Annotated in this window: 22 protein-coding genes; 10 read left to right on the top strand and 12 right to left on the bottom strand. The window is 75.3% G+C overall.

What is annotated here, in order from left to right:
- Window positions 1-44: 44 nt before the first annotated feature.
- Complete coding sequence (locus FJK98_RS17330) at window positions 45-695, bottom strand: C39 family peptidase (protein WP_145919944.1); 651 nt, start codon at window positions 693-695, stop codon at window positions 45-47.
- 525 nt (window positions 696-1,220) lie between these two features.
- Here FJK98_RS17330 and FJK98_RS17335 point away from each other — a divergent pair.
- Window positions 1,221-2,225 carry a phosphotransferase family protein gene (locus tag FJK98_RS17335; protein WP_145919945.1) on the top strand — a complete coding sequence of 335 codons (1,005 nt, stop codon included), beginning with the start codon at window positions 1,221-1,223 and terminating at the stop codon, window positions 2,223-2,225.
- 14 nt (window positions 2,226-2,239) lie between these two features.
- On the opposite strand, the gene FJK98_RS17340 is transcribed toward FJK98_RS17335, so the two are convergent.
- The 4 genes from FJK98_RS17340 to FJK98_RS17355 form a co-directional block, all read right to left on the bottom strand.
- Window positions 2,240-3,349, bottom strand: coding sequence for a magnesium and cobalt transport protein CorA (locus tag FJK98_RS17340; RefSeq protein ID WP_240762105.1), 1,110 nt, complete (start codon window positions 3,347-3,349; stop codon window positions 2,240-2,242).
- 71 nt (window positions 3,350-3,420) lie between these two features.
- Window positions 3,421-4,053 carry a class F sortase gene (locus FJK98_RS17345; protein ID WP_088645843.1) on the bottom strand — a complete coding sequence of 211 codons (633 nt, stop codon included), beginning with the start codon at window positions 4,051-4,053 and terminating at the stop codon, window positions 3,421-3,423.
- Window positions 4,054-4,162: 109 nt separating this feature from the next.
- Window positions 4,163-4,654: a hypothetical protein gene (locus tag FJK98_RS17350; protein ID WP_145919946.1), complete on the bottom strand. Its 492-nt coding sequence runs from the start codon at window positions 4,652-4,654 to the stop codon at window positions 4,163-4,165.
- 294 nt (window positions 4,655-4,948) lie between these two features.
- On the bottom strand, window positions 4,949-5,809 hold the full coding sequence (locus tag FJK98_RS17355) for a bifunctional 2-polyprenyl-6-hydroxyphenol methylase/3-demethylubiquinol 3-O-methyltransferase UbiG (protein ID WP_145919947.1): 861 nt from the start codon (window positions 5,807-5,809) through the stop codon (window positions 4,949-4,951).
- A gap of 110 nt (window positions 5,810-5,919) precedes the next feature.
- On the opposite strand from FJK98_RS17355, the gene FJK98_RS17360 reads away from it, so the two are divergent.
- Window positions 5,920-7,185 (top strand): MFS transporter, encoded by a 1,266-nt coding sequence (locus tag FJK98_RS17360; protein WP_145919948.1) that lies wholly within the window; start codon window positions 5,920-5,922, stop codon window positions 7,183-7,185.
- A 28-nt stretch (window positions 7,186-7,213) separates the two neighbouring features.
- Here the strand turns inward: FJK98_RS17360 and FJK98_RS17365 are convergent, their stop codons facing one another.
- Window positions 7,214-8,284: a Gfo/Idh/MocA family oxidoreductase gene (locus FJK98_RS17365; RefSeq protein ID WP_145919949.1), complete on the bottom strand. Its 1,071-nt coding sequence runs from the start codon at window positions 8,282-8,284 to the stop codon at window positions 7,214-7,216.
- Between the two features lie 73 nt (window positions 8,285-8,357).
- The gene (locus FJK98_RS17370) at window positions 8,358-9,455 is read right to left on the bottom strand and encodes a serpin family protein (RefSeq protein WP_145919950.1); all 1,098 of its coding nucleotides are present in this window, start codon (window positions 9,453-9,455) and stop codon (window positions 8,358-8,360) included.
- 103 nt (window positions 9,456-9,558) lie between these two features.
- On the opposite strand from FJK98_RS17370, the gene FJK98_RS17375 reads away from it, so the two are divergent.
- Complete coding sequence (locus tag FJK98_RS17375; RefSeq protein WP_145919951.1) at window positions 9,559-10,737, top strand: lycopene cyclase family protein; 1,179 nt, start codon at window positions 9,559-9,561, stop codon at window positions 10,735-10,737.
- A gap of 13 nt (window positions 10,738-10,750) precedes the next feature.
- On the opposite strand, the gene FJK98_RS17380 is transcribed toward FJK98_RS17375, so the two are convergent.
- The gene (locus tag FJK98_RS17380; protein WP_145919952.1) at window positions 10,751-11,857 is read right to left on the bottom strand and encodes a serine hydrolase domain-containing protein; all 1,107 of its coding nucleotides are present in this window, start codon (window positions 11,855-11,857) and stop codon (window positions 10,751-10,753) included.
- Window positions 11,858-11,984: 127 nt separating this feature from the next.
- Between FJK98_RS17380 and rnhA the strand changes: the two genes are divergently transcribed.
- Window positions 11,985-12,449, top strand: a complete 465-nt coding sequence (gene rnhA, locus FJK98_RS17385; RefSeq protein WP_205789031.1) for a ribonuclease HI — start codon at window positions 11,985-11,987, stop codon at window positions 12,447-12,449.
- A gap of 67 nt (window positions 12,450-12,516) precedes the next feature.
- Here rnhA and FJK98_RS17390 read toward each other — a convergent pair whose 3' ends face one another.
- Together FJK98_RS17390 and FJK98_RS17395 are read right to left on the bottom strand one after the other, a co-directional pair.
- Window positions 12,517-12,768, bottom strand: coding sequence for a hypothetical protein (locus FJK98_RS17390; protein ID WP_088645850.1), 252 nt, complete (start codon window positions 12,766-12,768; stop codon window positions 12,517-12,519).
- Between the two features lie 52 nt (window positions 12,769-12,820).
- Window positions 12,821-13,669 carry a pentapeptide repeat-containing protein gene (locus FJK98_RS17395; RefSeq protein ID WP_145919953.1) on the bottom strand — a complete coding sequence of 283 codons (849 nt, stop codon included), beginning with the start codon at window positions 13,667-13,669 and terminating at the stop codon, window positions 12,821-12,823.
- 234 nt (window positions 13,670-13,903) lie between these two features.
- Here FJK98_RS17395 and FJK98_RS17400 point away from each other — a divergent pair, with 234 nt between their 5' ends.
- Window positions 13,904-15,379 carry an NAD(P)/FAD-dependent oxidoreductase gene (locus FJK98_RS17400; RefSeq protein ID WP_145919954.1) on the top strand — a complete coding sequence of 492 codons (1,476 nt, stop codon included), beginning with the start codon at window positions 13,904-13,906 and terminating at the stop codon, window positions 15,377-15,379.
- Window positions 15,380-15,427: 48 nt separating this feature from the next.
- Window positions 15,428-16,336 carry an SDR family oxidoreductase gene (locus tag FJK98_RS17405; RefSeq protein WP_145919955.1) on the top strand — a complete coding sequence of 303 codons (909 nt, stop codon included), beginning with the start codon at window positions 15,428-15,430 and terminating at the stop codon, window positions 16,334-16,336.
- A gap of 41 nt (window positions 16,337-16,377) precedes the next feature.
- On the opposite strand, the gene FJK98_RS17410 is transcribed toward FJK98_RS17405, so the two are convergent.
- A complete protein-coding gene (locus tag FJK98_RS17410) occupies window positions 16,378-17,826 on the bottom strand; it encodes a cryptochrome/photolyase family protein (protein WP_145919956.1) in 1,449 nt (482 codons plus the stop codon).
- Between the two features lie 209 nt (window positions 17,827-18,035).
- On the opposite strand from FJK98_RS17410, the gene FJK98_RS17415 reads away from it, so the two are divergent.
- The 4 genes from FJK98_RS17415 to FJK98_RS17430 all read left to right on the top strand — a co-directional run bounded on the left by FJK98_RS17415 (window position 18,036) and on the right by FJK98_RS17430 (window position 22,281).
- Complete coding sequence (locus FJK98_RS17415; RefSeq protein ID WP_240762107.1) at window positions 18,036-19,505, top strand: nitrate/nitrite transporter; 1,470 nt, start codon at window positions 18,036-18,038, stop codon at window positions 19,503-19,505.
- A gap of 67 nt (window positions 19,506-19,572) precedes the next feature.
- Window positions 19,573-20,661: an S-(hydroxymethyl)mycothiol dehydrogenase gene (locus FJK98_RS17420; protein WP_145919957.1), complete on the top strand. Its 1,089-nt coding sequence runs from the start codon at window positions 19,573-19,575 to the stop codon at window positions 20,659-20,661.
- Window positions 20,658-21,287 carry an MBL fold metallo-hydrolase gene (locus FJK98_RS17425; protein WP_145919958.1) on the top strand — a complete coding sequence of 210 codons (630 nt, stop codon included), beginning with the start codon at window positions 20,658-20,660 and terminating at the stop codon, window positions 21,285-21,287. The genes FJK98_RS17420 and FJK98_RS17425 overlap by 4 nt, the downstream gene beginning before the upstream one ends.
- A gap of 301 nt (window positions 21,288-21,588) precedes the next feature.
- Complete coding sequence (locus FJK98_RS17430) at window positions 21,589-22,281, top strand: hypothetical protein (RefSeq protein WP_145919959.1); 693 nt, start codon at window positions 21,589-21,591, stop codon at window positions 22,279-22,281.
- Window positions 22,282-22,337: 56 nt separating this feature from the next.
- Here the strand turns inward: FJK98_RS17430 and FJK98_RS17435 are convergent, their stop codons facing one another.
- Entirely contained in the window at window positions 22,338-23,963 is a 1,626-nt protein-coding gene (locus FJK98_RS17435; protein ID WP_145919960.1) for an alkaline phosphatase, read from the bottom strand.
- Between the last annotated feature and the right edge of the window lie 13 nt (window positions 23,964-23,976).

Consider the following 23,976-nt stretch of genomic DNA (forward strand, 5'->3'; position numbering starts at 1 on the left):
CGCCGGACGGGCCGACCCAGGGTCGGCCCGTCCGGGTGCCGCGGTCAGGAGGCGTAGCCGCGGGTGGCGATCCAGTCGCCGAGGTTGTCGACGGTGATGCGGTAGGAGGCGGTGTCCGGGTTGGCGGAGTCGGCGATGGTGACGGTCCTGCCGCCGTCGTGGTAGCCGGTGACGCTGATGTAGTGGCCGCCCTCGAAGGAGTGGGCGTTGCCGTCGGTGTCGGTGGTGGTGCCGGCGATGTTGGCGACCACGGCGCGGCCGTCGTCGATGGCGCGGACGATGTCGGCGCGCAGCGTGTCGGTCTGCTTGTCGTCGGCCTTGCTGCTGCGGATCTCGGTGCTGTGGTAGGCGTCGCGGCCGGTCTCCCGGTTGAGCACCGGGGTGATGTCGTTGATGCTGTCGGTGCCGTCCTCGGTGGTGCGCATGTGCTTGGCCATGGTGTCCACGTCGATGTTCTTGCCCTGCACGCTCAGCGCGTTGCGGGCGGCGGCCGGGCCGCAGTAGTAGAAGTTGGGCTGCGCCTCGTAGTCGACCTTCAGTTCGCGCTCGCCGGCCGGCCTGCGGTCGGCCTGGACGGCGGCGGGGCGGGTGGTCCCGGCGGCGTGGGCGGCGATCGCGGGGCCGGCGACGCCACCGGCGGTGGCGGCCAGGCCGGCGACGGTCAGGGCGGTCTTGCGCAGGATGTCGGTACGCATGGGGGTGCTCCTCTGCGTCGGGGGTGCGGTGGACGCCCCGGAAGGGGGAGGGGCGTCGCGGAAGTCGCAAGGGAAACGTCCGGCGGTCCGGGGGACCTGCTCGGACGTCGTCCGGGGGAGGGGTAACCAATCCGGTGGCGACCGCATTCCGTGGTCGGGGTTCCGGGGCCTGCTCCCCGTGGGGAGCGGCGGTGGTATGCCAGGTACAACGCCCCGGCCCCGGCGACGATTCCGCCGTGGGGGTGGCCCCGGCCACGCGACACCGGCCCCGGGAGGCGACACACCGGCGGTGACCGCGCGCCGGTCGGCCCGCCAACCGGACACCGACGGCGATGTCGCCCCGTACCGGCCGGCGGGCCGCGCAGGCGGGCGGTGGCGACCTGTGCGAACCCGACATACCACGCGGAGGGCGATGCCCGGGGCGAACGCCCGTCCTCGCCCCGCAGGTGGCGGCGGTCCACCGCTAGCCTGGGCGGTCATGAACGTCGCACAGCGGGACAGCCGGCGGCACGGGGGCGGACGCCGGTGAGCCCCACCCAACGCCTCCTCGACACCGACCAGGTCCACCGGTACGTCGCGGCCTCCCTCGGGCCCGTCGTACGGGTCACCGACTGCGGCCCGCTCAGCGGGGGCGGATTCGCCGCCGTCTGGTGGGTCCGGCTCGACGACGGGCGTGCCGTGGTGCTCAAGGTGGGGCCACCGCCGTCGGTGCCGCTGCTGCGCTACGAACGCGACCTGATCGCCGCCGAGGCACGCTACCTGCGGCTGGTGGCGGCGCACGCGCCGACCGTGCCCGTACCCCCGCTGCTGCACCACGGCAGTGACCCGACCCTCGGGGACTGGCTGCTCACCGGCCACCTTCCCGGTCGGATGCTGTACACGCTCGTCGCCGACGGCGTACCGGTCGACGAGGTCTGGACCGGGTTGGGCACGGCGTTCGCCGCCCTGCACCGGGTGACCGGCGACCGGTACGGCTACGACGGCGGTCGGGCCGCCGGCCCGACCTGGCGGTCGGCGTACACCGCGATGGTGGACGACCTGCTCGCCGACGCGGCGGACTGGGCGGTGCCGCTGCCGCTGCCGGCGGACCGGTTGCGGGCCCTGGTCGCCCGGCACGCCGGGGTGCTGGACGTGGTGCGCCGTCCGGCGTTGCTGCACTTCGACGGCTGGGCGGGCAACGTCCTCGCCGTGCCGGGCCCGGCCGGCGGGCACCGGCTCGGCGGACTGGTCGACGGTGAGCGGTTCCTGTACGGCGATCCGCTGCTGGACCTGGTGTCGCCGCTGCTGTTCCGCCGCGCCGAGGACACCCCCGACGACCCGTTCCTGCGCGGCTACCGCACGGCCGGGGAGCGGGTGGCGCTGGACGAGCCGGGGGTACGCCGCCGGCTCGGCCTCTACCGGCTCTACCTCTACCTGCTGATGACGGTGGAGGCGCCCAGCCGGGGGATCACCGTGCACACCGAACCCGACCGGTTCCGGATACTGGCGCGGCTGCTCGACGAGGAACTGTCCGACCTGGACGGGCCCTGACCGGGGCGGTGGGGTCAGAGCCAGCCGGAGCGGCGGAACAGCCGGTGCAGGGTGAGCGCCGCCGTCGCCATCAGCGCCAGCGCGGCCGGGTAGCCGTACCGCCAGGACAGCTCGGGCATCCGGGCGAAGTTCATCCCGTAGACCCCGGCCACCGCCGTCTGGGTGGCGGCGATCGCCGCCCACGCCGCGATCTTGCGCATGTCGTTGTTCTGGTCGACGGCGAGCTGGGCCAGCCGGGACTGCAGGAGCGAGTTGAGCAGCTCGTCGTAGGCGGTGATCCGGTCGACCGCCCGGGTGAGCCGGCCCTCCACGTCGACGTACCAGCGGCGCAGCCCCGACGGCGGGCCGCCGTCGGGGCCGGCGACCAGGGCACGCAGCGGTTCCTGGAGCGGCAGGACCGCCCGCTTGAACTCCACCAGCTCCCGTTTGAGCTGGTAGATCTGCTGGATGTCGGCGGCGTGGTCGGGGGCGAAGACGCTCTCCTCGACGCGTTCCAGGTCCCGTTCGAGGTGGGCGGCGACCTCCAGGTAGAGGTCGACCATCCGGGCGGTCACCGCGTACGCCACCGCCCACGGGCCCTCGGCGAGCAGCGACGGGCGGCCCTCGATCTCGCGGCGGACCGGCGCGAGGGCACCGGAAGCGCCGTGCCGGACGGTGACCACGAACCGGTCGCCCAGCAGCACCATCACGTCGCCGGTGTCCACCACGTCGGAGGTCGCGGTCAGCTCGCCCTGGGCGACGTAGGCGGCGGTGCGCAGCACCAGCAGGGTGACCGGGCCGTGCCGCTGCACGGTGGGGCGGTGCCCGTCGGCGAGCGCCTGCGCCACGGTCAGCTCGTCGAGGCCGAAGACCTGCCCGACGGCGGCGAGCACCGCCGCGCCCGGGTCGTGCAGACCCAGCCAGACGAAGGCGTTGCGGCCGTGCCGGGAGCGGGCGTACGCGTCGGCGTAGTGCGGCCGGCCGGCCTCCCGGCGGCCGTTGACGTAGACCGCGCAGTCGACCACGGCGTCCGGGTTGGCCCGTCGGGCCGGCCGGTCGGGCGTCGTGCCGGAGGGTCGGCGCAGCCGGCCGACCAGGGTGCCGAGCCGGGGTCCGAGCAGGGTCGTCAGCGCTCGCCGCTCCACCGGGTACCTCCGCCTCGCCGCCCGTCCGCCGGCCCACCGTAGTGGGTCGGCGCGACACCGGGCGGGGCGGGTCAGCCGACGGCGGTGGCCCGCACGACGACGTTGTCGGAGTAGTCGCGGGACCGTTCGTCGAACCGTCCTCCACAGGTGACCAGGCGCAGCGTCGGTCCCGGTCCGCCCGGCCCGTAGACCAGCGCGGTGGGGAAGTTCCGCTTCGGGTACGCCCCGACCCCGTCGACCGCGAACCGCACCACCCGCCCGTCGGCGCGGGTGACCCGGACGGTGTCCCCGGGGCGTAGCCGCCCGAGGTCGAAGAAGACCGCCGGTCCGTCGCGGGTGTCGACGTGCCCGACGACGACGGCGTTGCCCGCCTCGCCGGGGCTGGCCCCGGGCCGGTACCAGCCGGCGACGGTGGGCCGGTCCAGCGGCGGCACCTCCAGGGTGCCGTTCGGGTCGCCGGCCACCGGCACCAGGTCGGCGTGCACGCCGATGGCCGGGATGTCGATGCGGACCGGGGTGGAGCGGGGCAGCGCCGGGACGGGGGAGCGGCTGGTGTTGCCGCCGCTGACGTCGATGCTCGGCTGGGGTGGTCCGACCGGTCCGAGGGTCAGTCCGGCGGCGATCAGCGCGATCCCGGCGGTGCCGCTCACCGTGACCGCGGTGACGGCGGCGCGGGTCCGGCCCGCCCACTCGCGTACGCCCATCGCCGTCCTCCCCGACGTCCGATGTGGTCGGGGTGCCCGTACCGGTTCGGTGCGGGCACCCGTCCCCAGGGATGGTGTGGCGCGTCGTCGGCCGACGCCTGTCGTGTCGTCAGGCGACGGTGCCCGCCGCCGCCCGGCGTCGGCGGCGCAGCAGCACGGTGGTGCCGAGCGCGGCGGCCCCGGCGAGGGCGCCTCCGGCGGCCAGCAGGCCGGTGTTGCCGGCGCCGCCGCCGGCCCCGGCGGGTGCCGCGCCGATCGGCGTGACGGTGAAGGTGGCGCTGCCGGCGGAGCTGCCGTCGCCGCAGGTGGCGGCCACGGTGTAGGTGCCCAGGGTGAACCCGGCGGTGAAGAGTTCGGCGCTCAGTCCGCCGCCGGCCGCGGCGGTGGTGGAGCGGACGTTCTGGTCCCGGTCCGGTCCGGTGACCCGGAAGATCACGTCACCCGACTTGGGGTTGCAGGTCGTCGCGGTGAGCACGACCGTCCCGCCGACCGGCGTGGTGGCCGGCGACACCGTGGTGTCCGCGAGTGCGGCGGTCGGGAGCAGGAGCGTGCCGAGTCCCACGCCGAGCGCCGTCGATACGAGAACCTTCTGTGCCTTCATACGCGTCTTCCCTCACTTTTCGTCCGCTGTCTGCGTGGGACGTCGTTCGGGTGGCCAACTCCGTAACTAGCACCGGTGTGCCCAACACTAGGAGGGATGGGCCCTCCTACCGGGGTAAATGAGAAATCTTCGTTGCCGTCACGTGTTTTCCCGTCCGCCGGAGAGCGGCGGAATTGCCGGGACACCGCGGACACCTGCGGCACCCGACAACCCAGCCTCCTAGGACACTTTAGGGGGTGTGACCCACCCCGCGGACGACACCCATGGCCCGCCATCACCGACGGACAGGCGAGATCAGCGGCGGCGGGCCTGGAGCGTGTAGGTCTGGGGGAGCCGCCACGGGCGTTCGGTCAGCCGCCACTCGCCGTACGCGTCGCGGGTCTGCCGCCCCGGCAGCGCGTCCCAGGGGGCGCTGTCGTGCTCGTGGAACATGGTCAACTCGAACCCGGCGTCGAGCAGGGCGGTGACCACCTCGCCGAGCCCGTGGTTCCACTCGTGGGTGGTGTTGTGGGTGAAGGTGGCCTCGGTGCTCACGTAGGTGCCGCCCTCGTCCCACACCAACGGTTCGGCACGCTCGAAGTACGGGTGCTCGACCGCCAGCAGGCCGTCCGGGCGGGTCTCGTCCAGGGCCCACAACATCGGGTGCCCCTCGCGCAGGAACAGCCGCCCGCCCGGACGCAGCAGGGCGGCGACCACGCCCGCCCAGCGGCGGATGTCCGGCAGCCAGCACAACGCGCCGACCCCGGTGTAGACCAGGTCGAAATTGCCGACACCGAGCACGTCGGGCGCGTCGTACACGTCGGCCTGGACGAAGTCGACGGCCGCGCCGGTGCGCCCGGCCAGGGCCCGCGCCTGGGCCAGCGACGCGCCCGAGAAGTCCAGGCCGGTCATCCGTGCGCCGAGCCGGTGCAGCGACACGGTGTCGGTGCCGATGTGGCACTGCAGGTGCACACCGCGCAGCCCGGCCACGTCACCGAGGCGGGGCAGGTCGAACCGGACCACCTCGCTGAGGTAGGCCGGGTCGGCGGCGAACCGGTCCACGGCGTAGTCCGGGGAGGCGGCGTGGGCGGCGGCCCGGTCGTCCCAACTGGCCCGGTTGAGGGTGCGGTAGTCGGTGTCGGGGAGCGGCCGGCCCGGCTCTTCGTCGTCGGTCACCGGCTGACGGTGGCAGATGCGGCGGGTCGGCTCAACGGCAATTCGGTGACCGACCGTCGACCGGCACCGACGGCGGTCGGTGTCCGGGCGTCCTGGTAGGTTGCCGGGCCGTGACGGGGGAGGGACTGGACGCCCGGTTCGGCAGGCTCTGGGCGGCGAGCACGCTGTCGGCGCTGGGCAGCGGTATGGCCACGGTGGCGGCACCGCTGTACGCGGCGGCCCGCAGCGACGATCCGCTGGTGGTCGCCGCCGCCGCCGGTGCGTCGTGGCTGCCCTGGCTGCTGTTCGCGCTGCCCGGCGGGGTGCTGGTCGACCGGCTGGACCGGCGGCGGTTGATGGTGGTCATCGACTGGGTGCGGGTGGTCGCCCTGGTGTCGTTGGGTGTGGCGATGCTGGCCGGTCGGGCCGGGATACCGCTGCTGTACGCCGTGCTGTTCGTGGTGAACACCGGTGAGATCGTGTTCCGGTCGGCCAGCCAGGCGATGTTGCCGACGATCGTGCCCACGGCCCGGCTGGAACGGGCCAACGGCTGGCTCGGCGGCGGCACCACCCTGGCGCAGGGGATGCTGGCGGGTCCGCTCGGCGGGTTCCTGTTCGTCCTCGCCGAGAGCCTCCCGTTCCTCGCCAATGCCGGCACGTACGCGCTCAGCGCCGTGCTCGTCGTGCTGATCGGCGGCTCGTTCCGGGGCGGTGGGGACGCGGTCCCGGCGGGGACCCGGTCGATACGGGCGGAGATCGGCGCGGGCTTCCGGTTCCTGATCGGCCAGCGGCTGCTGCGCGCGATGGCCGTGCTGATCGGCCTGCTCAACCTCACCCTGACGGCCGCGATGGCGGTGCTGGTGCTGGTGGCGACCGAACGTCTCGGCCTGGACTCCGTCGGCTACGGGCTGCTGTTCACCAGCATGTCGGCCGGGGGGCTGCTCGGCGCGGTGGTCGGTGACCGGCTCATCGCCCGGGTCGGCGCGACCTGGACGGTGCGGGTCGGGTTGCTGGTCGAGGCGGGGCTGCACCTGGCGTTGGCCGCCTCGACCAGCGCCTGGCTCGTCGGGTTCGCGCTGTTCGCGTTCGGGGTGCACGGTGCCCTGTGGGGGATCGTGTTCCATTCGCTGCGGCAGCGGTTGACCCCGTCGGAGCTGCGTGGCCGGGTCGGTGCGACGACGCTGTTCATCGCGGCCGGCGGCAACTGCGCGGGCGCGCTGCTCGGCGGGGTGGTGGCCGGCAGGTTCGGGCTGACCACGCCCTACTGGGCGGGGTTCGTGGTGGCCCTCGTCGTCGCGGTGGGGACCTGGCGGGTGTTCGACCGTGCCGCCGTGGCCGCCGCCTATGCCGGCACGTCGTCCCGACCGGCCGCCGCACCCGGTGCGGTCACAGGGTGAGGCGGGCGGGGAGCCCACGCGCGCGTCGTCAGGCGGGGACGGGCAGCACGGTCCGCTCGGCGGCGCTGCGGTGCGCCAGCTCGATCAGCTCCACCGTGCGTACCGCGTCCCGGGGGTCCACCGGTAGTGTTCCGCCGCCGCGCAACGCCGTCTCGACCTGGGCGTAGAAGTCCTGGTAGCGGCCCGGTTCGGTGGGTACCGGGCGGAGGTCGTCACCCGCGCCGAGCAGGCCGTACCGGTCGGGGGTGACCTCGCCCCAGCCCGGGGCGTCGGGTCGGCCGCCGCGCCGCAGCGCGTCCTCCTGCCCGTCGAGGCCGTGGCAGGTGTACGCGGCCCGGTCGCCGAGGACCCGCAGCCGGGGGCCGAGCTGGGCGGTGACCGCGCTCATCCACAGGTGGGAGCGGACCCCGCCGACGTGGGTGAGCGCCACGAACGCGTCGTCGTCGACCTGCGCGCCGGGTCGCCGCCGGTCCACCTCGGCGTAGACGGTGTCGACCGGCCCGAACAGCTGCACGGCCTGGTCGACGAGGTGCGCGCCGAGGTCGTAGAGGACACCCCCGGCGTCGGCGGGGCCGCCGCCCTCACGCCAGCCGGCCCGGATCTGCGGCCGCCAGCGTTCGAAGCGGGACTCGAACCGGGTCACCCGGCCCAGCGCGCCGGCCCCGACCAGCCGTCGTACGGTGCGGAAGTCGCCGTCCCAGCGGCGGTTCTGGAACACGGTCAGCGGGACGCCCCGGTGGTCCGCCTCGTCGACCAGCGCGCGGGCGTCGGCGGCGGTGGCGGCGAGCGGCTTGTCCACCACCACCGGCAGCCCGGCGGCGAGCGCGGCCCGGGCGTGGGTGACGTGGGAGCTGTTCGGGGTGGCCACCACCACCAGGTCGAGGGCGTCCGGGTCGGCCCACAACGCCCCGGCGTCGTCGACGACCCGGGCGTCGGGGTGTTCGTCGGCGACCTGCTGCCGGCGTTGCGGGTCGGCGGTGACGACGGCGGCCAGCCGCAGCCCGCCGGTGGCGGCGATCAGCGGGGCGTGGAACACCCGGCCGGCGACGCCGTAGCCGAGCAGCCCGACCCGCAGGGGGTGCCGCGTGCCGTCCGTCATGCTGGTTCCCCGATCGTCGCCGCCGGTGGTCCGGTCCCACCGAACCTACGCGGTGTCGGTGGCCGCCCCGGTGTCAGGCCGGCGTCGGGTCGGTCACCCAGCCGGCGACCAGCACCAGGCCGGTGGGACGGTGCACGGCGAGGAAGCCGAACGGCCGGTCCACGTCGAGGCGTACCCGTCGCCGTCGGACGGTGGCGCGGGGTGCCGCGCCGCCGGCCCGCATGGCCAGGGCGGTGACGGCGGCGGCCCGGAAGCCGGTGGTGGTGAACTCGGCGCGGGCGCTCTGCCGGGCGTCGGACACCGACAGCCGGGGGCTGATGTCGGGGAAGTGGTCGCCGTCGCGGGCGGCGGTGGCGAGGCCGAACAGGTCGGCGTGGTCGAGCAGGTCGTGCTCGCCGGTCACGGTGAACCCGACGGTACGCACCAGCAGCTCCGGCCGGTCGTCGTGCCCGTCGACGGTGTCCTCGGTGACGCCCGGTCCGGCCGGTGCGGGCAGGGTCGCGGGGTGGTCGAGCGCCCCGATCGCGGCCGGGAGGACCCGGGCGGCGGGTTGCCCGTCCGGGCCGAGGGCGAGCAGCACGTCGACGTCGGCGTCCCCGGCGACGGTGAGCAGGCTGACCGGGCCGGCGGTGGTGTCGGCGACCCGCAGCGTCGCCGGGTCGCCGCCGCCCCGGTGCAGCCCGGCCAGGGTGCGGCCCTGCCACGGCCCGGCCGTCGGCCGGCAGGGGGCGGGGTGGAACGGGGTGGCCCAGTCCACGAGCACGCTCAGCGCGGTGGCCAGCACCAGCGCGGTGCCCGGCCCGACCGGAACGGGCATCCGGGGGATCAGGCCGTCGGTGTGGTCGTGCGCCCACCGGTCGAGGCGGGGCTGGTCGACGGCCGGGTCGCCGGTCAGCTCGCCCCGAGTCGCGGCGTCCACCTCGGTCAGCCAGCGGCGGCCCAGGGGCAGCCCGGCGCGTGACCAGAATCCGGCCGCGAGGCGGGTGGTGGGGGAGTCGACCGGGGTGGCCGGGGTGGGGGCGACGGCGTGCAGTTCGGCGCGGGCCGGGCCGGTGGCGTACCGGGCGAGCAGGGCGAGCAGCGGGTACACCCCGGCGCCGGACAGGACGGTCTGCCGGTCGTCCAGGCGGGCCGCCCAGCGGGCGGTGAGGGCGTTGGCGGGCGGGCTCATGGGGCGGCAGGCTACCCGACCCCACCCCGCCGGGTGTCCGCCCCGGGCATGCCGGTGGTGGGGCCGGTGCGGCCGGCCGGTGGCGGTGTGACAGCGTGGCCGGGTGGGTGTGCGCGAGGTCGACCTGGCCGTCGTCGGTGGTGGTGGGGCCGGTTCGCTGGTGCTCGCCGCGCTGGCCCGGCACGAACTGCCGGGGCTGCGGGTGGCCGTGGTGGACCCGGTGCGCAAGCGCGGCCAGGACCGCACCTGGGCGTTCTGGGGTGCCCCGGGGGGTGAGCTGGAGCCGATGCTCAGCGCCAGCTGGTCGCGGGTGGAGGTGGCCACCCCGGCGGTCACCCGGGTGCTGGAGCTGGCTCCGCTGCGGTACGCGATGCTGCGCTCCGCCCCGGTCTACGCGCGGGCCGCCGAGGCGGAACGGCGGCTCGGCGCGGCCCGCTACGACGTGGCGGTGGGGGCGCTCGACGACGACGGTACGGCGGTGACGGTGCGCGACACCGACGGGCGGGTGGTGCTGCGCGCCGGGTGGGTGCTCGACTCGCGTCCCCGCCCGCCCCGCCGGCCCGGTCGGACGGCCTGGTTGCAGCACTTCCGGGGCTGGTGGTTGGAGTCGTCGACGCCGGTGTTCGATCCGGGGCGGGCGGTGCTGATGGACTTCCGCACCCCGCAGCCGGCCCGGGGGGTGTCGTTCGGTTACGTGCTGCCGGTCAGCGACCGGTACGCGCTGGTCGAGTACACCGAGTTCTCCCCGGCGGTGCTCACCGACGCGGGCTACGACGCCGGCCTGCGCGGGTACGCGGGGCTGCTCGGGCTGGACCTGGCCGGGTTGCGGGTGCGGGAGGTGGAGGACGGGGTGATCCCGATGACGGACGCGCCGTTCGACCAGCGGCCGTCGCCCCGGGTGGTGCGGCTGGGCACCGCCGGTGGGGCGACCCGCCCGTCGACCGGGTTCACCTTCTCGGCGATGCACCGGCAGGCCGGGCAGGTCGCCGCCGCGCTCGCCGCCGGCCGTGCGCCGGTGCCCCGGCCGGCGTACCCGGGGCGGCACCGGTGGATGGACGCGGTGGCGTTGCGGGCGTGGGATTCCGGGGCGGTGGCTGGCCCGGAGTTCTTCGACCGGCTGTTCGACCGGAACCCGGCGTCGCGGGTGCTGCGGTTCCTCGACGGGGCGACCGGCCCGGCGGAGGACGTGGCCCTGATGCGGTCGAGTCCGCTGCTGCCGATGACCTCGGCGGTGGTGGGTGACGCGGTGGGCCGGCTGCGCGCCCGGCTGACCCGCCGCTGAGCGGGCGCGGCGGTCAGCGGGCGGCCCGGACCGTGTCGCGGATCAGCGTCCGCAGGCCCTCCATCGGGTCGCCGTCGTTCGCGCCGAGCCGGTTGCGGGTCGCCGCCACCGACAGGCCCAGTTCCGGGTACGCGTAGGCGAGGCTGCCGCCGCTGCCGGAGGTGCCGAACGAGCCGTCGTCGTCGACGGCGTAGCCGAGCCCGAACGCCGTCTCCTGCCCGAACACCCATTCGACGCCCCGGACGGCGACGGTGCCGACCTGGCGCAGCCGGTCGGCGGAGATCAGCCGGACCCCGTCGACGTCGCCGATGAGCGCGGCGTAGAGCCGGGCGGCGGCGCGGGCGGTGAGGGTGCCCACGGCGGGCACGTCGGCGCGCAGCACGTCGGGTCGGCTGCCGATGGTGGCGTCGGGGCGGACGGCCGGTGGGGCGACGGCGTCGAAGTGCGGCAGGTGGGCGGAGGCGAACGTCATCAGGTCGGCCAGGCCGTTGTCCTCCAACGTGGCCAGCCGGGGCAGGTCGGCGTCGGGCACCCCGAGGAACAGTTCCCCGGTGACGCCCAGCGGGGCGGCCACGTCCTCGGCGAGCACGGTGGAGATCGTCCGGCCGGTGACCCGGCGGACCACCTCGCCGACCAGCCAGCCGTACGTCCACGCGTGGTAGGCGATCCGTTCGCCGGGCGCCCAGCGGGGCACCGCGTCGGCGACCAGGGCGCACATCCGGTCCCAGTCGGTGAAGTCGGCCGGGGTGACGTCGGCGGGCAGGTCCGGCACCCCGGCGGTGTGGGTGAGCACGTGCCGCAGGGTGACGGTGTGCTTGCCGTGCCGGGCGAACTCCGGCCAGACGTCGGCGACGCGCAGGTCGTAGTCGAGCCGGCCCGCTTCGGCGAGGACGTGCACGACGCCGCTGGTCAGGCCCTTGCCGGTGGAGACGCTGAAGATCGGGGTGTCGGCGGTCAACGGCCGGCCGGTGGCGGTGTCGGCCAGCCCGGCGGTCTCGTCGACGATCAGCCGGCCGTGCCGGTAGGCCGCCACCTGCACGCCCGCCTCCCGGCCGGAGTCGACGAGCGTGTGCACGGTCCGGCGTACCTCGGCCCGTAGGGCGTCCCCGTCGTCGGTCACGGTCGCCGACTCTGCCAGAGCCGGTCCGGTGCCGTCGCCGGATTTTCCGGCCGGTGCCGCGACGTCGCGTCGCCGGGCCCCGGGTCCCTGCGGCGGGGCCCGGCGGGGTGCCGGTAGGTTCGGCGGTATGGTGGACGGGGTCGTGGAGATCTGGACCGACGGGGCGTGCAGTGGCAACCCGGGGCCGGGCGGTTGGGGTGTGCTGCTGCGCTACGGCGGGCACGAGCGGGAGCTGTGCGGTGGCGAGGCCACCCCGACCACCAACAACCGGATGGAGCTGACCGCGGCGATCGAGGCGTTGGAGACGCTGACCCGGCCGGCCACGGTACGGCTGCACACCGACAGCACGTACGTGCGCAACGGCATCACCAGCTGGTTGGCGTCGTGGAAGCGCAACGGGTGGCGTACCGCGGCGAAGCAGCCGGTGAAGAACGCCGACCTGTGGCAGCGGCTGGAGGCGGCCTGCGCCCGGCACGAGGTGAGCTGGCACTGGGTGAAGGGGCACAACGGCCATCCGGAGAACGAGCGTGCCGACGCGCTGGCCAACCGGGGGATGACGCAGGCGCGGGCGGCGGTGGGCGTCTCCCGCTGACCGCGATCCCCGCGCGCCGACGCCCACCAGGTCTCCCGGGCCGGCCGGTGGCGGTGGGCGGCCCGCGCTACTCGGTGGGTGGGTGGGCGGCCTCCTCCTCGGCGGGGTCGCCCGCACCGGAGACCGCGGCCACGTCGTAGCCGGCGCGGCTGGTCTCCCGGGCCGACCGGTGTTCCTCGGCGGGCAGGTCGGCGAAGTCGTCGCCGGTGTCCCCGCCGTCGCCCAGCGACTCGCCCGGCGGGCGCAGCGACGCCTCGTACGCCGGCACGCCGTCCGGCTCGTCGGTGTCGGCCCGGTCGGTGCGTGGTTGTTCCGTCATGCCGACCTACCTGCCCGCCCTACCGCCCGGCAAACCCACCCGCCGGGGGCCGTCAGCGGCGGGGGCGGCGCGGGCGGCGGGCCGGGGTGAGCGGCACCACGGTGGTCCAGTGCGCGGGGCGGCGCAGCCGTGCGGGCAGGGCGGTGTGCCGGTCGCCCCGGGCCGCCTCGAGCTGGGACTGGTGCAGGAACAGGGTGTCGGACAGGTCGGCCCCGCGCAGGTCCGCGCCGCGCAGGTCGGCCCCGGTGACGTCGGCCCGGCGCAGGTCGGCGCCGCGCAGGTCCGCGCCGAGCAGCCGGGCCCCGCGCAGGTTAGCCCCGGCCAGGTCCGCGCCCCGCAGGTCCGCGCCGAGCAGCAGCGCGCCCCGCCGGTCGGCCCCGCCCATGCCGGCGCGGGCGGCCTCGCTGGCGGCCGCGAGCAGCGGGTTCACCCGGTCGCGGTGGGCGTCCACGTCGACCGTGGCCAGCTCCTGCGCGGTGCCGCCGGCCAGCGTGTCGGTGGCGTCGCGGGCGGCGCGCAGCTCGTCGTGCAGCGGGCCGGCGGGGGTGAGGGTGAGCGCCTCGGTGAGATACCAGAGCAGCTCGTGCAGGGGTCGGGTGACGGCGAACGCCGCGAACATGCCGGCGGCGGTGCCCGGGTCGGTCCGCCAGTCCCGGCCCCCGAAGGTGACGTGGCTGACCCGCTGGCCCGCGCCGAAGCAGTCGAACACGACGCAGCCGGGGTAGCCGCGGTCGCGCAGCTCGTCGTGGATGCCGCAGCGGGAGTCGGCGCGCAGGTGGTGGCAGGCGCGGCCGGCGGGCTTGTCCCGGGCGAAGTCGGCGGAGGCGGCGAACGCCGGAGCGACGCAGCACAACCCGACGCAGCGGGCGCAGTCGGACCGCAGCCCGGTGGTCTCCGCCATGCTGCCCGTCGTCTCCCTCGTCCGGTGGTCGTCGCCGGTCCCGGCCCCGTGTGCGGGCCGGTCCGCCCCGGCCATTGTCCGCCGGGTCCCGGGCCGCCGATCGGGGAGGGTCCCGCCCGCCGAACGGGGCGGTGGTACCGCCGGGCAGTCCGGCCGGACGGGAGGGTCAGCGGCACCCACCGCCCCGGGAGGGTGGGATAGGGTCCGGTCACCGCCTCGGACCCGGGAGATGCGATGCCCACCGACCACGTCGACGTGCTCATCGTCGGCGCGGGGTTGTCCGGTGTCGGTGCCGCCTGCCACCTGCGGCGCAACTGCCCCGACAAGACGTACGCGGTGGTCGAGGCGCGGGACGCGGTCGGCGGCACCTGGGACCTGTTCCGCTACCCGGGCATCCGCTCCGACTCGGACATGTTCACCCTCGGCTACGCGTTCCGCCCGTGGACCGCCCCCCGGGCCATCGCCGACGGCGACACCATCCTCCGCTACGTCCGCCAGACCGCCCGGGAGTACGGCGTCGAGGAGCACATCCGGTTCCGTCACCGGGTGCGCCGCGCCGAGTGGGACAGCACCACCGCCCGCTGGAAGGTCCACGCGTACCGCGACGACACCGCCGAGGACGTCGTCCTGACCTGCGATTTCCTCTTCTCCTGCACCGGCTACTACCGGTACGACGCCGGCTACACCCCCGACTTCCCGGACGTCGGGCGGTACACGGGTCGGCTGGTGCACCCGCAGCACTGGCCCGACGACCTCGACCACACCGGCCGGCGGGTGGTGGTGATCGGCAGCGGGGCCACCGCGGTGACCCTGGTGCCGGCGCTGGCGCGGCGGGCCGGGCACGTCACCATGCTCCAGCGTTCCCCCACGTACGTGATCGCGTTGCCGGGCCGGGACCGGTTGGCCGACGTGCTGCGCCGCCGGCTGCCCGCCCGCGTCGCCCACCGGCTGGTACGCGCCAAGAACGTGCTGTCCGGCACCGTCACCTACCAGCTCAGCCGGCGTGCGCCCCGGGTGGTGCGGGCGTTCCTGCGGCGGGCCGCGAAGGGCCGGCTGCCCGCCGGGTACGACGTGGACCGGCACTTCTCGCCCCGCTACGACCCGTGGGACCAGCGGCTGTGCGTGGCGCCCGACGGTGACCTGTTCGAAGCCCTGTCCACCGGCCGCGCCTCGGTGGTCACCGACACCGTCGCCGCGTTCACCCCGGGCGGCGTCCGGCTCGGCTCCGGCGTGGAACTGCCCGCCGACGTCGTGGTCACCGCCACCGGGCTGCAACTGCTCGCCCTGGGCGGGATGACCCTCACCGTCGACGGCGTCGGCGTCGACCTCGGCGCGACGGTGGCGTACAAGGGGATGATGCTCTCCGGGGTGCCGAACTTCGCGTTGACCATCGGCTACACCAACGCCTCGTGGACGTTGAAGGCCGACCTGGTCGCCACCTACGTGTGCCGGCTGCTGCGCCACCTGGACGCCACCGGCCAGCAGGTCGTCACCCCGGTCGCGCCCACCGACGGCGACCTGTCGCCGATCATCGACCTGCGGTCCGGGTACGTGCTGCGCAGTGTGGACACGCTGCCCAGGCAGGGTGCCCGCGCGCCGTGGCGGCTGTACCAGAACTATCCCCGCGACGTCGTGCTGATGAAACACGGTCGGCTCGTCGACGAGGGGGTGCGCTTCTCCCGGGCGACCGCCGACACTCCGTTCGGCTGAGCCCGTCGCCCCCGTTCCATCGTCTCTTCCCCGCAGCAAGGAGGCCGCGTGCGTAACTTCGACTTCACGGCCGGGACCGCCGTGGTCACCGGTGCCGCCAGCGGAATCGGCGAGGCCCTCGCCCACGGGCTGGCCCGCCGTGGCAGCGACCTGGTCCTGCTCGACCGCGACGGCGACCGGCTCGACGCGGTGGCCGCCGCGGTCCGGGCCGCGCACCCCGGCCGCCGGGTCGACACCCACCTGGTCGACCTGGCCGACCTGTGCACCACCGCCCGGGTCGCCGAGGAGGTCATGGCCCGGCATCCCCGGGTCCGGTTGCTGGTCAACAACGCCGGGGTGGCCCTCGGTGGCCGGTTCGACCAGGTCACCATGGACGAGTTCCACTGGGTCGTCGACATCAACTTCCGGGCGCCGGTGCAGCTCACCCACGCCCTGCTGCCGGCGTTGCGGGCCGAACCCGGAGCGCACCTGGTCAACGTGTCCAGCCTGTTCGGGTTGATCGCCCCGGCCGGGCAGGCCGCCTACGCGGCCAGCAAGTTCGCCCTGCGGGGCTTCACCGAGGCGCTGCGGCACGAGCTGGCCGACGACGGCATCGGGGTGACGTCGGTGCACCCCGGCGGCATCGCCACCCGCATCGCCCGCAACGCCCGGGTCGGCAGCGGGGTGCCCCGCGAGGAGTTCGACGCGGCGCGGCGGCAGTTCGAGAGGCTGCTGTCCATCCCGCCCGGGCGGGCCGCCGAGGTGATCCTGCGCGGTGTCGAACGTCGGCACGGCCGGGTGCTGATCGGCTGGTCGGCGAAGCTGCCCGACCTGCTGGCCCGGGTCGCGCCCGGCTCGTACGGCCGGCTGGTCGCCGCCGGGGTCCGGCTCGCCGGTGGCCCGGGTCCACGGTCCGCGTCGACCGCCCGGGTGGCGGCCCCGGTGCCGGCGGAACTGCCCGCCGGTGAGGTCGCCTGACCACGGGCCGAGGCACGACGCCCCCCCGGACCGCCGGCCGGTCAGGGCGGGTCGCTGCCCCGCTTCTCCTCCTGTGCCAGCACCGCCTCCCGGCGTTCCGGGTCGTCGCGGGCGGCCAGTTCCGCGGCGAGCCGCGGGTCGTCGACCAGCCGTTCCCGGTTGCGGTGCAGGAACGCCGCGAACCCGCCGGTGTACGGGCAGGCGAGGTCGCCGAGTTCCCGGTCCGGCTGGTAGCGGCAGCCGGTGCAGTAGTCGCTGATCTCGTCGATGTACCGCCCGTCCACGGCGTACGGCCGGGTGTCCACCCGGGCCAGGTCGGCGTACTGGCTCATGCCGAGCACGGTCGTGTTCATCACCCACTCGACGCCGTCGACGAAGCTGCGCTGGAACCAGTCGACCAGTTCGGTCGGCCGCCAGCCGCGCTGCAATGCGTGGTTGCCGAGCACCAGCAGCCGCTGGGCGTGGTGCGCCCAGCCCCGGTCCCGCACCCCGGCGAGCACGTCGGCCAGGCAGTGTGCCTCCACCGCGTCGGCGTCGAGGTCCTCGAACCACTGCGGCAGCGGTTCGGTCGCGGCCAGCCATCCGGTGCCCCGGTAGGGCGGGTCGACGTACCAGTAGAGCTGCCAGAGGAACTCCCGCCACCCCAGCACCCCCCGGACGAACGCCTCCACCGAGGCCAGCGGGGCGTCGCCCGACCGCCACGCCGCCTCCGCCCGGGACACGGCCGCCGCCGGGTCGAGCAGCCCGAGGTTGAACGCGGCGGAGAGCATCCCGTGTGCCAGCACCGGGTCCTCGGCGCTCATCACGTCGCCGTAGCGGCCGAACGCGGGCAGCCGGTACCGCAGGAAGTGGGTCAGCCGTTCCTCGGCCTCGGCGGCGGTGGCCGGGTGCGAGCGGGGGGCGTCCCGGCCCACGAACCGGACCCCGTCGCGTTCCCACCGGTCCAGGTCGGCCCGTACCTCGGCGTCGATGTCGTCCTCGACGACCGGCGGCGGGGGCGGCACGTCCAGGATGCGTCCGACCGGGGCGGCGCGGCCACGGTCGGCCGGACCGGGGCCGGTGAGCACACCGTGGCGGCGCTTGGCGTAGCGGTAGAAGTCGACCATCCGCAGGGGTCCCCGGCGGGGCCGGTCCGCCCAGTCGGCGAAGTCGGCCAGGTCGGTGACGAAGCCCCGGGGCGGCAGCACCGTCAGCCCCGGCACGGACCGGACGAAGTCCCTCGTCGCCCGGGTGCTCGGGTGGCAGACCTCGACCGGGCCGTCGACGGCCGCCAGGGCCTCCCGGAACGTCGCCGTGCGCAGCAGCACCGCCCGGTCGCCGAGTTCGGCGGCGCGGTGGCGCAGCGCGCTGAGGATCAGGTGCGCCTTCTGCCGGTGCAGCCGCCGACGCCGGAACAGGTCGGCGACCTCGACCAGCAGCACCGGTTGCTGGTCGTCGTCCAGGAAGTGCGGCCCGAGTTGATCGGCGAGCAGCCACCGGCGGGGAGACATGCGTCGATTGTGCCCAGCCGTCCGGTCACCCCACGTGCCGGGGTCGATCGGTGGCGGTGATCGCCCCTGCCAGCCCGCCCGGCGACGCGCCGTCGCGCCGGGCCCGCCCGGCAGTGGCGCGGGCCACCGGCGTCGCACCCGCCGCCGCCCGCCGCCGGGGCACCGACGCACCATGGTGGTATGACGGATAGCCGTACGTGGATGCCCCGGTGTCGGAGCGTGCCGCCGACCAGCTGTTCCCCGGCCCGGTACGGCGACCGCGCCGGCACGGCGGGCGTCGGCCCGGCGCGCCGGTGAGCGTCGTCCCCGCGCCCACCGTCCGGCGGGCCACCGTGGTCTGGGCGGTGGCCGTCACCGCCTACCTGGCGGCGGTGTTCCACCGCAGCTCCCTCGGGGTGACCGGGGTGGAGGCCACCCACCGGTTCGCCATCAACGCCTCCGCCCTCGCCGTCTTCTCGGTCGCCCAGCTCGCCGTGTACGCGGCCATGCAGATCCCGGTCGGCGTGCTGCTGGACCGGTACGGTTCCCGACGGCTGCTGCTGGCCGGCGGGGCGCTGATGGTCACCGGGCAGCTCTGCTTCGCCGTCGCCACCGACGTCCGGCTCGCCGTCGCCGCCCGGGTGCTGGTGGGCCTCGGCGACGCGATGACCTTCATCAGCGTGCTGCGGATCGTCGCGTTCTGGTTCCCGGGCCGCCGCAACCCGCTGCTGGTGCAGCTCACCGGCACCGTCGGTCAGCTCGGTGCGATCCTCGCCGCGGTGCCGCTGGTGGCGCTGCTGCACCGGGCCGGCTGGACCCCGGCGTTCCTGGTCGCCGCCGGGCTCGGCGCCACGACGGTGCTGCTGGTGCTCGTCGCCGTCCGGGACGCCCCGCACGTCGGGCCGGGGGTCGCCGTCACCCCGGCCCTGTCCACCGTGCGGCGGGAACTCGCCGCCGCCTGGGCCCAGCCGGGCACCCGGCTGGGCCTGTGGACGCACTTCGTCGCGCAGTTCTCCGGGGCCGTGTTCGCGCTGCTGTGGGGTTACCCGTTCCTGGTGCAGGGGCAGGGGCTGCCGCCGACGGCCGCCGCGTCGCTGCTCAGCCTGATGACGGTCGGGACGTTGCTGGCCGGGCCGGTGGTCGCCCACCTGTGCGCCCGGCACCCGGTGCACCGGTCGGCGCTGGTCCTCGTGGTCACCGGGGCCAGCGCCGGGGTCTGGGCGGTGGTGCTGGCCTGGCCGGGCCGGTCGCCGCACTGGCTGCTGGTGGCGCTGGTGCTGGTGCTGGCCCTGGGCGGCCCCGGCGCGGTCATCGGCTTCGACTACGCCCGTACGTTCAACCCGGTGCACCGGATCGGCAGCGCCACCGGCATCGTCAACGTCGGCGGGTTCGTCGCCTCGATCGTGCTGGTGCTGGCGATCGGGGTGGTGCTGGACCTGACCACCCCGGCCGGCGCGTCGGCCCCGCCGCTTTCCGCGTTCCGGTGGGCGTTCGCCGTGCAGTACCTGCTCTGGGCGTTGGGCGCGGTCCAGGTGCTGCGTTACCGCAACGCCGCCCGGCGAGGTGCCCGGGCCGCCGACCCCGGCCGGTCGGCGACGGCGGGGGCGGCGGTGTGCGTACCGCCGGGGGAGCGGCCCGACGGTGGGGGTGGGCGACCGGCGGGCGGCGGGTCCGACGGACCGATGGGTCGGGCGGCATGATCGCGGTAGGTTCGGCGGTGAGCGGGACCCATCCGGCGGTGCTGCCGGCAGCCAGGGAGGACACAGCGTGAGCCAGGAAGTCCGGGGCGTCATTTCACGGAGCAAGGGCGCTCCGGTCGAGGTCACCACCATCGTGGTGCCCGACCCGGGGCCCGGCGAGGCGGTGGTGCGGGTGCAGTCCTGCGGGGTCTGCCACACCGACCTGCACTACCGCGAGGGCGGCATCAACGACGACTACCCGTTCCTGCTCGGCCACGAGGCGGCCGGGGTGGTGGAGCAGGTGGGCGAGGGCGTCACCGAGGTCGCCCCCGGCGACTTCGTGGTGCTCAACTGGCGGGCGGTCTGCGGCGAGTGCCGGGCCTGCCGCCGGGGCCGGCCGTGGTACTGCTTCAACACCCACAACGCCGCCCGCAAGATGACCCTCACCGACGGCACCGAGCTGACCCCGGCCCTGGGCATCGGCGCGTTCGCCGAGAAGACGCTGGTCCACGCCGGTCAGTGCACCAAGGTCGACCCGGCGGCCCGGCCCGCCGCCGTCGGGCTGCTCGGCTGCGGGGTGATGGCCGGTCTCGGCGCGGCGATGAACACCGGCCAGGTCACCCGGGGTGACTCGGTGGCCGTCATCGGCTGCGGCGGGGTCGGCGACGCGGCGGTCGCGGGAGCCGTCCTGGCCGGCGCGACCACGATCATCGCGGTGGACACCGACGGCCGCAAGCTCGACTGGGCGCGGAAGTTCGGCGCCACCCACACCGTCGACGCCTCCGCCGAGGACGCCGTGGAGGCGATCCGGGCCGCGACCGGCGGCTTCGGCGCGGACGTGGTGATCGACGCGGTGGGCCGCCCGGAGACCTGGAAGCAGGCGTTCTACGCCCGCGACCTCGCCGGCACCGTCGTGCTGGTCGGGGTGCCCACCCCGGAGATGACCGTCGACCTGCCGCTGCTGGACGTCTTCGGCCGGGGCGGCGCGCTCAGGTCGAGCTGGTACGGCGACTGCCTGCCCAGCCGGGACTTCCCGCTGCTCACCCAGCTCTATCTGCAGGGTCGCCTCGACCTGGACGCCTTCGTCACCGAGGAGATCGCCCTGGACGCGGTGGAGGAGGCGTTCCGCCGGATGCACCACGGCGACGTGCTGCGCTCGGTGGTGGTGTTCCCGTGACCGCGCGGGTCGACCACGCCGTCACCTCCGGCACCTTCTCCCTCGACGGGCAGACCTTCGACGTCGACAACAACGTCTGGGTCGTCGGCGACGACACCGAGTGCGTGGTCCTCGACGCCCCGCACGACGTGGCCGCGATCCGCCGGGTCGTCGGCGACCGCCGGGTGGTGGCGATCCTCGCCACCCACGCCCACGACGACCACGTCCGGGTCGCCCCGGAACTGGCGAAGGCCACCGGCGCGCCGGTCCTGCTGCACCCCGCCGACCGGGTGCTGTGGGACCTGGTCCACCCCGGTCTGGCCCCCGACGGGGAGCTGACCGACGGGCAGGAGATCACCGTCGGGGACACCGTCCTGCGGGTGCTGCACACCCCCGGGCACAGCCCCGGCGCGTGCAGCTTCCACGCCCCGGCGCTGGGTGCGGTCTTCACCGGGGACACCCTGTTCGCCGGGGGACCGGGGGCGACCGGCCGGTCGTACAGCGACTTCGCCACGATCGTGGAGTCGATCCGTACCCGGCTGCTCACCCTGCCGGCGGACACGGTGGTGCACACCGGGCACGGCGACGACACCAGCGTCGGCGCGGAGGCCCCCCACCTACAGGAGTGGCTGGCCCGCGGCCACTGACCGGCTCCGCGCGTTCCGTTTCACCTTTCTCGCCGATATGGCGGTATTCGGGCTCTGCCGATGCCGCCATATCGGCGTTTTAGCGCCCCGGACCGGCCGGATGTCCCGGTCCGGGAGGTGTGCCCGGTTCCCAGGGTGAGTTGGGCCACGGCTGCGGCAGGGGCCGCATATCCGGAATGACCGACAAGCCTGGCTGGTTGTGTTCCCCGTACGCCGGTCAGCACACCTCCGGCCGGCGGGGAAGTTCCCCCGAGGCCCGCTCACCCCGGAGCGCGTCGCCACGATCGAAAGGGCAACCATCGTGAAGCTGGACTTCACTCGATGGCTCCCGGCCATCGCGAAGGACCGCAGGACCGCACTGAGCATCGCCGGCGTCGCCGCCCTCGGCGGCCTGGCGTTCGGGCCGGCCGCCGTGGCCGCCCCCGTCACCAGCGGCCCCCACGAGGGCGCCCGCGCCGCGATCGACCTGGCCACCGGCAAGGGCCGGCAGGGCGTCACCGTCGAGTCCGGCCTGACCACCGGCAGCCCCACCACCGAGGTGCCGGCCGGCAAGCCGAGCACCGACGACCTCATCCCGCGCGGCGTCGAAGGCGCCCAGTCCCGCGTCCCGCTCGACGACGCGCAGCTCGCCAACGCCAAGGAGATCGTCGCCGAGGCCAAGCGCAGCGGCGTGGGCGAGCGCGGCGCGGTGATCGGCGTGGCCACCTCGTTGCAGGAGTCGAAGCTGTACAACCTGGGGCACCTCGGCGCGTACAACGACCACGACTCGCAGGGCCTGTTCCAGCAGCGCCCGTCGTCGGGGTGGGGCACGCCCGAGCAGATCACCGACCCGCGGTACGCCTCCCGGGCGTTCTTCGACGCGTTGAAGAACGTGCACGGCTGGGAGGACCTGCCGCTGACCACCGCCGCGCAGACCGTCCAGGTCTCGGCGTACCCGTACGCGTACGCCCAGTGGGAGCAGCAGGCGGCGGACATCGTCCAGCAGCTCTGGTGACCCGGGCACGGCCGGCCGGCCCCCACGACGGGGGCCGGCCGGCCGGCGTCGACGGGTCAGGCCGGCGCGTCCTCCCGGCGCAGCTTCGCCGACCCGACGCCGACGGAGAACCCGGCCGCCCAGCGGCTCGCGCTGTCGGGTCGGGTCCGGTCGACCAGGTGGTACCAGTCCATCCGGCAGCGCTGCGGAGTCACCTCCAGCACGCCGTAGCCGTGCCCGTCCAGCTCCGTCCACTTCACGTGCGGGTTCGTCGAGCGCAGCAGGGTCGCGCCGAGCAGGCTCAGCCCGTTGCCGGCCGGCAGCCCGAGGACGTCGTCGAGGTTGTCGCTGGTCACCGACGGCACCACGAACTCGGCGGCGGCCGGATTGGTCAGCCCCGTCGACCGGGTGGTCACCTCGCTGGCCCACGAGGTGTGGATGTCGCCGGTGAGGAAGACCACGTCCCGGGTGCCGGTCGCCCGTAGGTGGTCGACCAGCCGGTTGCGGTCGGCGTTGTAGCCGTCCCACTGGTCGGGGTTGAGCACCGCGCCGTTCTGCGGGATGCCGAGCAGCTTGCCCAGCGGGCCGAGCAGCCATGCCGGCAGCGAACCGAGGTCGACCCGGGCCATCATCACCGGGTTGCCGACCAGCTTCCACTGTGCCGTCGAGCCGGACAGCCCGTCTTCGAGCCACCGTAGCTGGGCCGCGCCGGCGATGGTGCGGGTCGGGTCGTCCACCGCCGTGCCGCCGGCCTGCTGCGACCGGTACGACCGCAGGTCCAGCATGGACAGCTCGGCGAGCCGGCCGAAGCGCAACCGCCGGTAGATCGTGCCGTCCGCGCCGATCCGCACCGGCATCCACTCCCGGTACGCCTGCCGGGCGGCGGCGACCCGGTCTGCCCAGGCGCCCTCGGTGCCCGTCGTGTGGTTCTCCGCCCCGCCCGACCAGGCGTCGTTGGCGACCTCGTGGTCGTCCCAGGTGATCACCCAGGGCAGGGCGGCGTGCAGCGCCTGCAGGCCCGGGTCGGTCTTGTAGAGCGCGTGCCGGACCCGGTAGTCGGCCAGGGTCAGCGTCTCGTGCTCGGGCACGACCGGGCGGACCACGGTGCCGCCGGCGTCGAACTCGCCGGTGCCGTACTCGTACAGGTAGTCGCCGAGGTGCACGACCAGGTTGAGGTCGCCCCGGTCGGCCAGCCGCCGGTAGGCCGCGAAGTGCCCGGCCTCCCAGTTCGCGCAGGACACCACGCCCAGCCGCAGCCGGTCGATGGCCGCGTCGGCCGCCGGGGCGGTCATCGACCGGCCGGTCGGCGACCAGGCGTCACCGTGACCGAACCGGTACCAGTACGTCGTGGCCGGGGCCAGCCCGGTCACCGCCACCTTGACCGTGTGGTCGCGGGCCGGGCCGGTCGGTGTCACGCCCTGCGCGGCGACCGTGGCGAAGTCGGGGTCGGCGGCGACCTGCCAGCGGACGTCGACGTCCGGGCCGAGGCCGGAACCGGGCAGTGCCTCCGCCACGGGGGTGACCCGGGTCCAGAGCAGGATGCCGTCCGGCAGCGGATCGCCGGAGGCGACCCCGTGCCGGAACGCGCCGGCCGCCGCGTGGGCGGGGCCGCTCGCGGCGAGGGTGGTGCCGGCGAGGACGGCGGTGCCGGCGGAGGCACCGGCGAGGCGCAGCAGGGTACGACGGTTGAGGGTGTTCGTCATGGTCTATGTGTCT

The organism is Micromonospora sp. HM134 (genome assembly GCF_007833915.1).
GTDB lineage: Bacteria > Actinomycetota > Actinomycetes > Mycobacteriales > Micromonosporaceae > Micromonospora > Micromonospora wenchangensis.

What these genes read in the sequence shown, in the direction of transcription:
- FJK98_RS17330 (WP_145919944.1), bottom strand. Translation starts at nt 695, where the DNA reads ATGCGTACCGACATCCTGCGCAAGACCGCCCTGACCGTCGCCGGCCTG.
- FJK98_RS17345 (WP_088645843.1), bottom strand. Translation starts at nt 4,053, where the DNA reads ATGGGCGTACGCGAGTGGGCGGGCCGGACCCGCGCCGCCGTCACCGCG.
- FJK98_RS17350 (WP_145919946.1), bottom strand. Translation starts at nt 4,654, where the DNA reads ATGAAGGCACAGAAGGTTCTCGTATCGACGGCGCTCGGCGTGGGACTC.
- FJK98_RS17365 (WP_145919949.1), bottom strand. Translation starts at nt 8,284, where the DNA reads ATGACGGACGGCACGCGGCACCCCCTGCGGGTCGGGCTGCTCGGCTAC.
- FJK98_RS17370 (WP_145919950.1), bottom strand. Translation starts at nt 9,455, where the DNA reads ATGAGCCCGCCCGCCAACGCCCTCACCGCCCGCTGGGCGGCCCGCCTG.
- rnhA (WP_205789031.1), top strand. Translation starts at nt 11,985, where the DNA reads ATGGTGGACGGGGTCGTGGAGATCTGGACCGACGGGGCGTGCAGTGGC.
- FJK98_RS17390 (WP_088645850.1), bottom strand. Translation starts at nt 12,768, where the DNA reads ATGACGGAACAACCACGCACCGACCGGGCCGACACCGACGAGCCGGAC.
- FJK98_RS17395 (WP_145919953.1), bottom strand. Translation starts at nt 13,669, where the DNA reads ATGGCGGAGACCACCGGGCTGCGGTCCGACTGCGCCCGCTGCGTCGGG.
- FJK98_RS17400 (WP_145919954.1), top strand. Translation starts at nt 13,904, where the DNA reads ATGCCCACCGACCACGTCGACGTGCTCATCGTCGGCGCGGGGTTGTCC.
- FJK98_RS17410 (WP_145919956.1), bottom strand. Translation starts at nt 17,826, where the DNA reads ATGTCTCCCCGCCGGTGGCTGCTCGCCGATCAACTCGGGCCGCACTTC.
- FJK98_RS17435 (WP_145919960.1), bottom strand. Translation starts at nt 23,963, where the DNA reads ATGACGAACACCCTCAACCGTCGTACCCTGCTGCGCCTCGCCGGTGCC.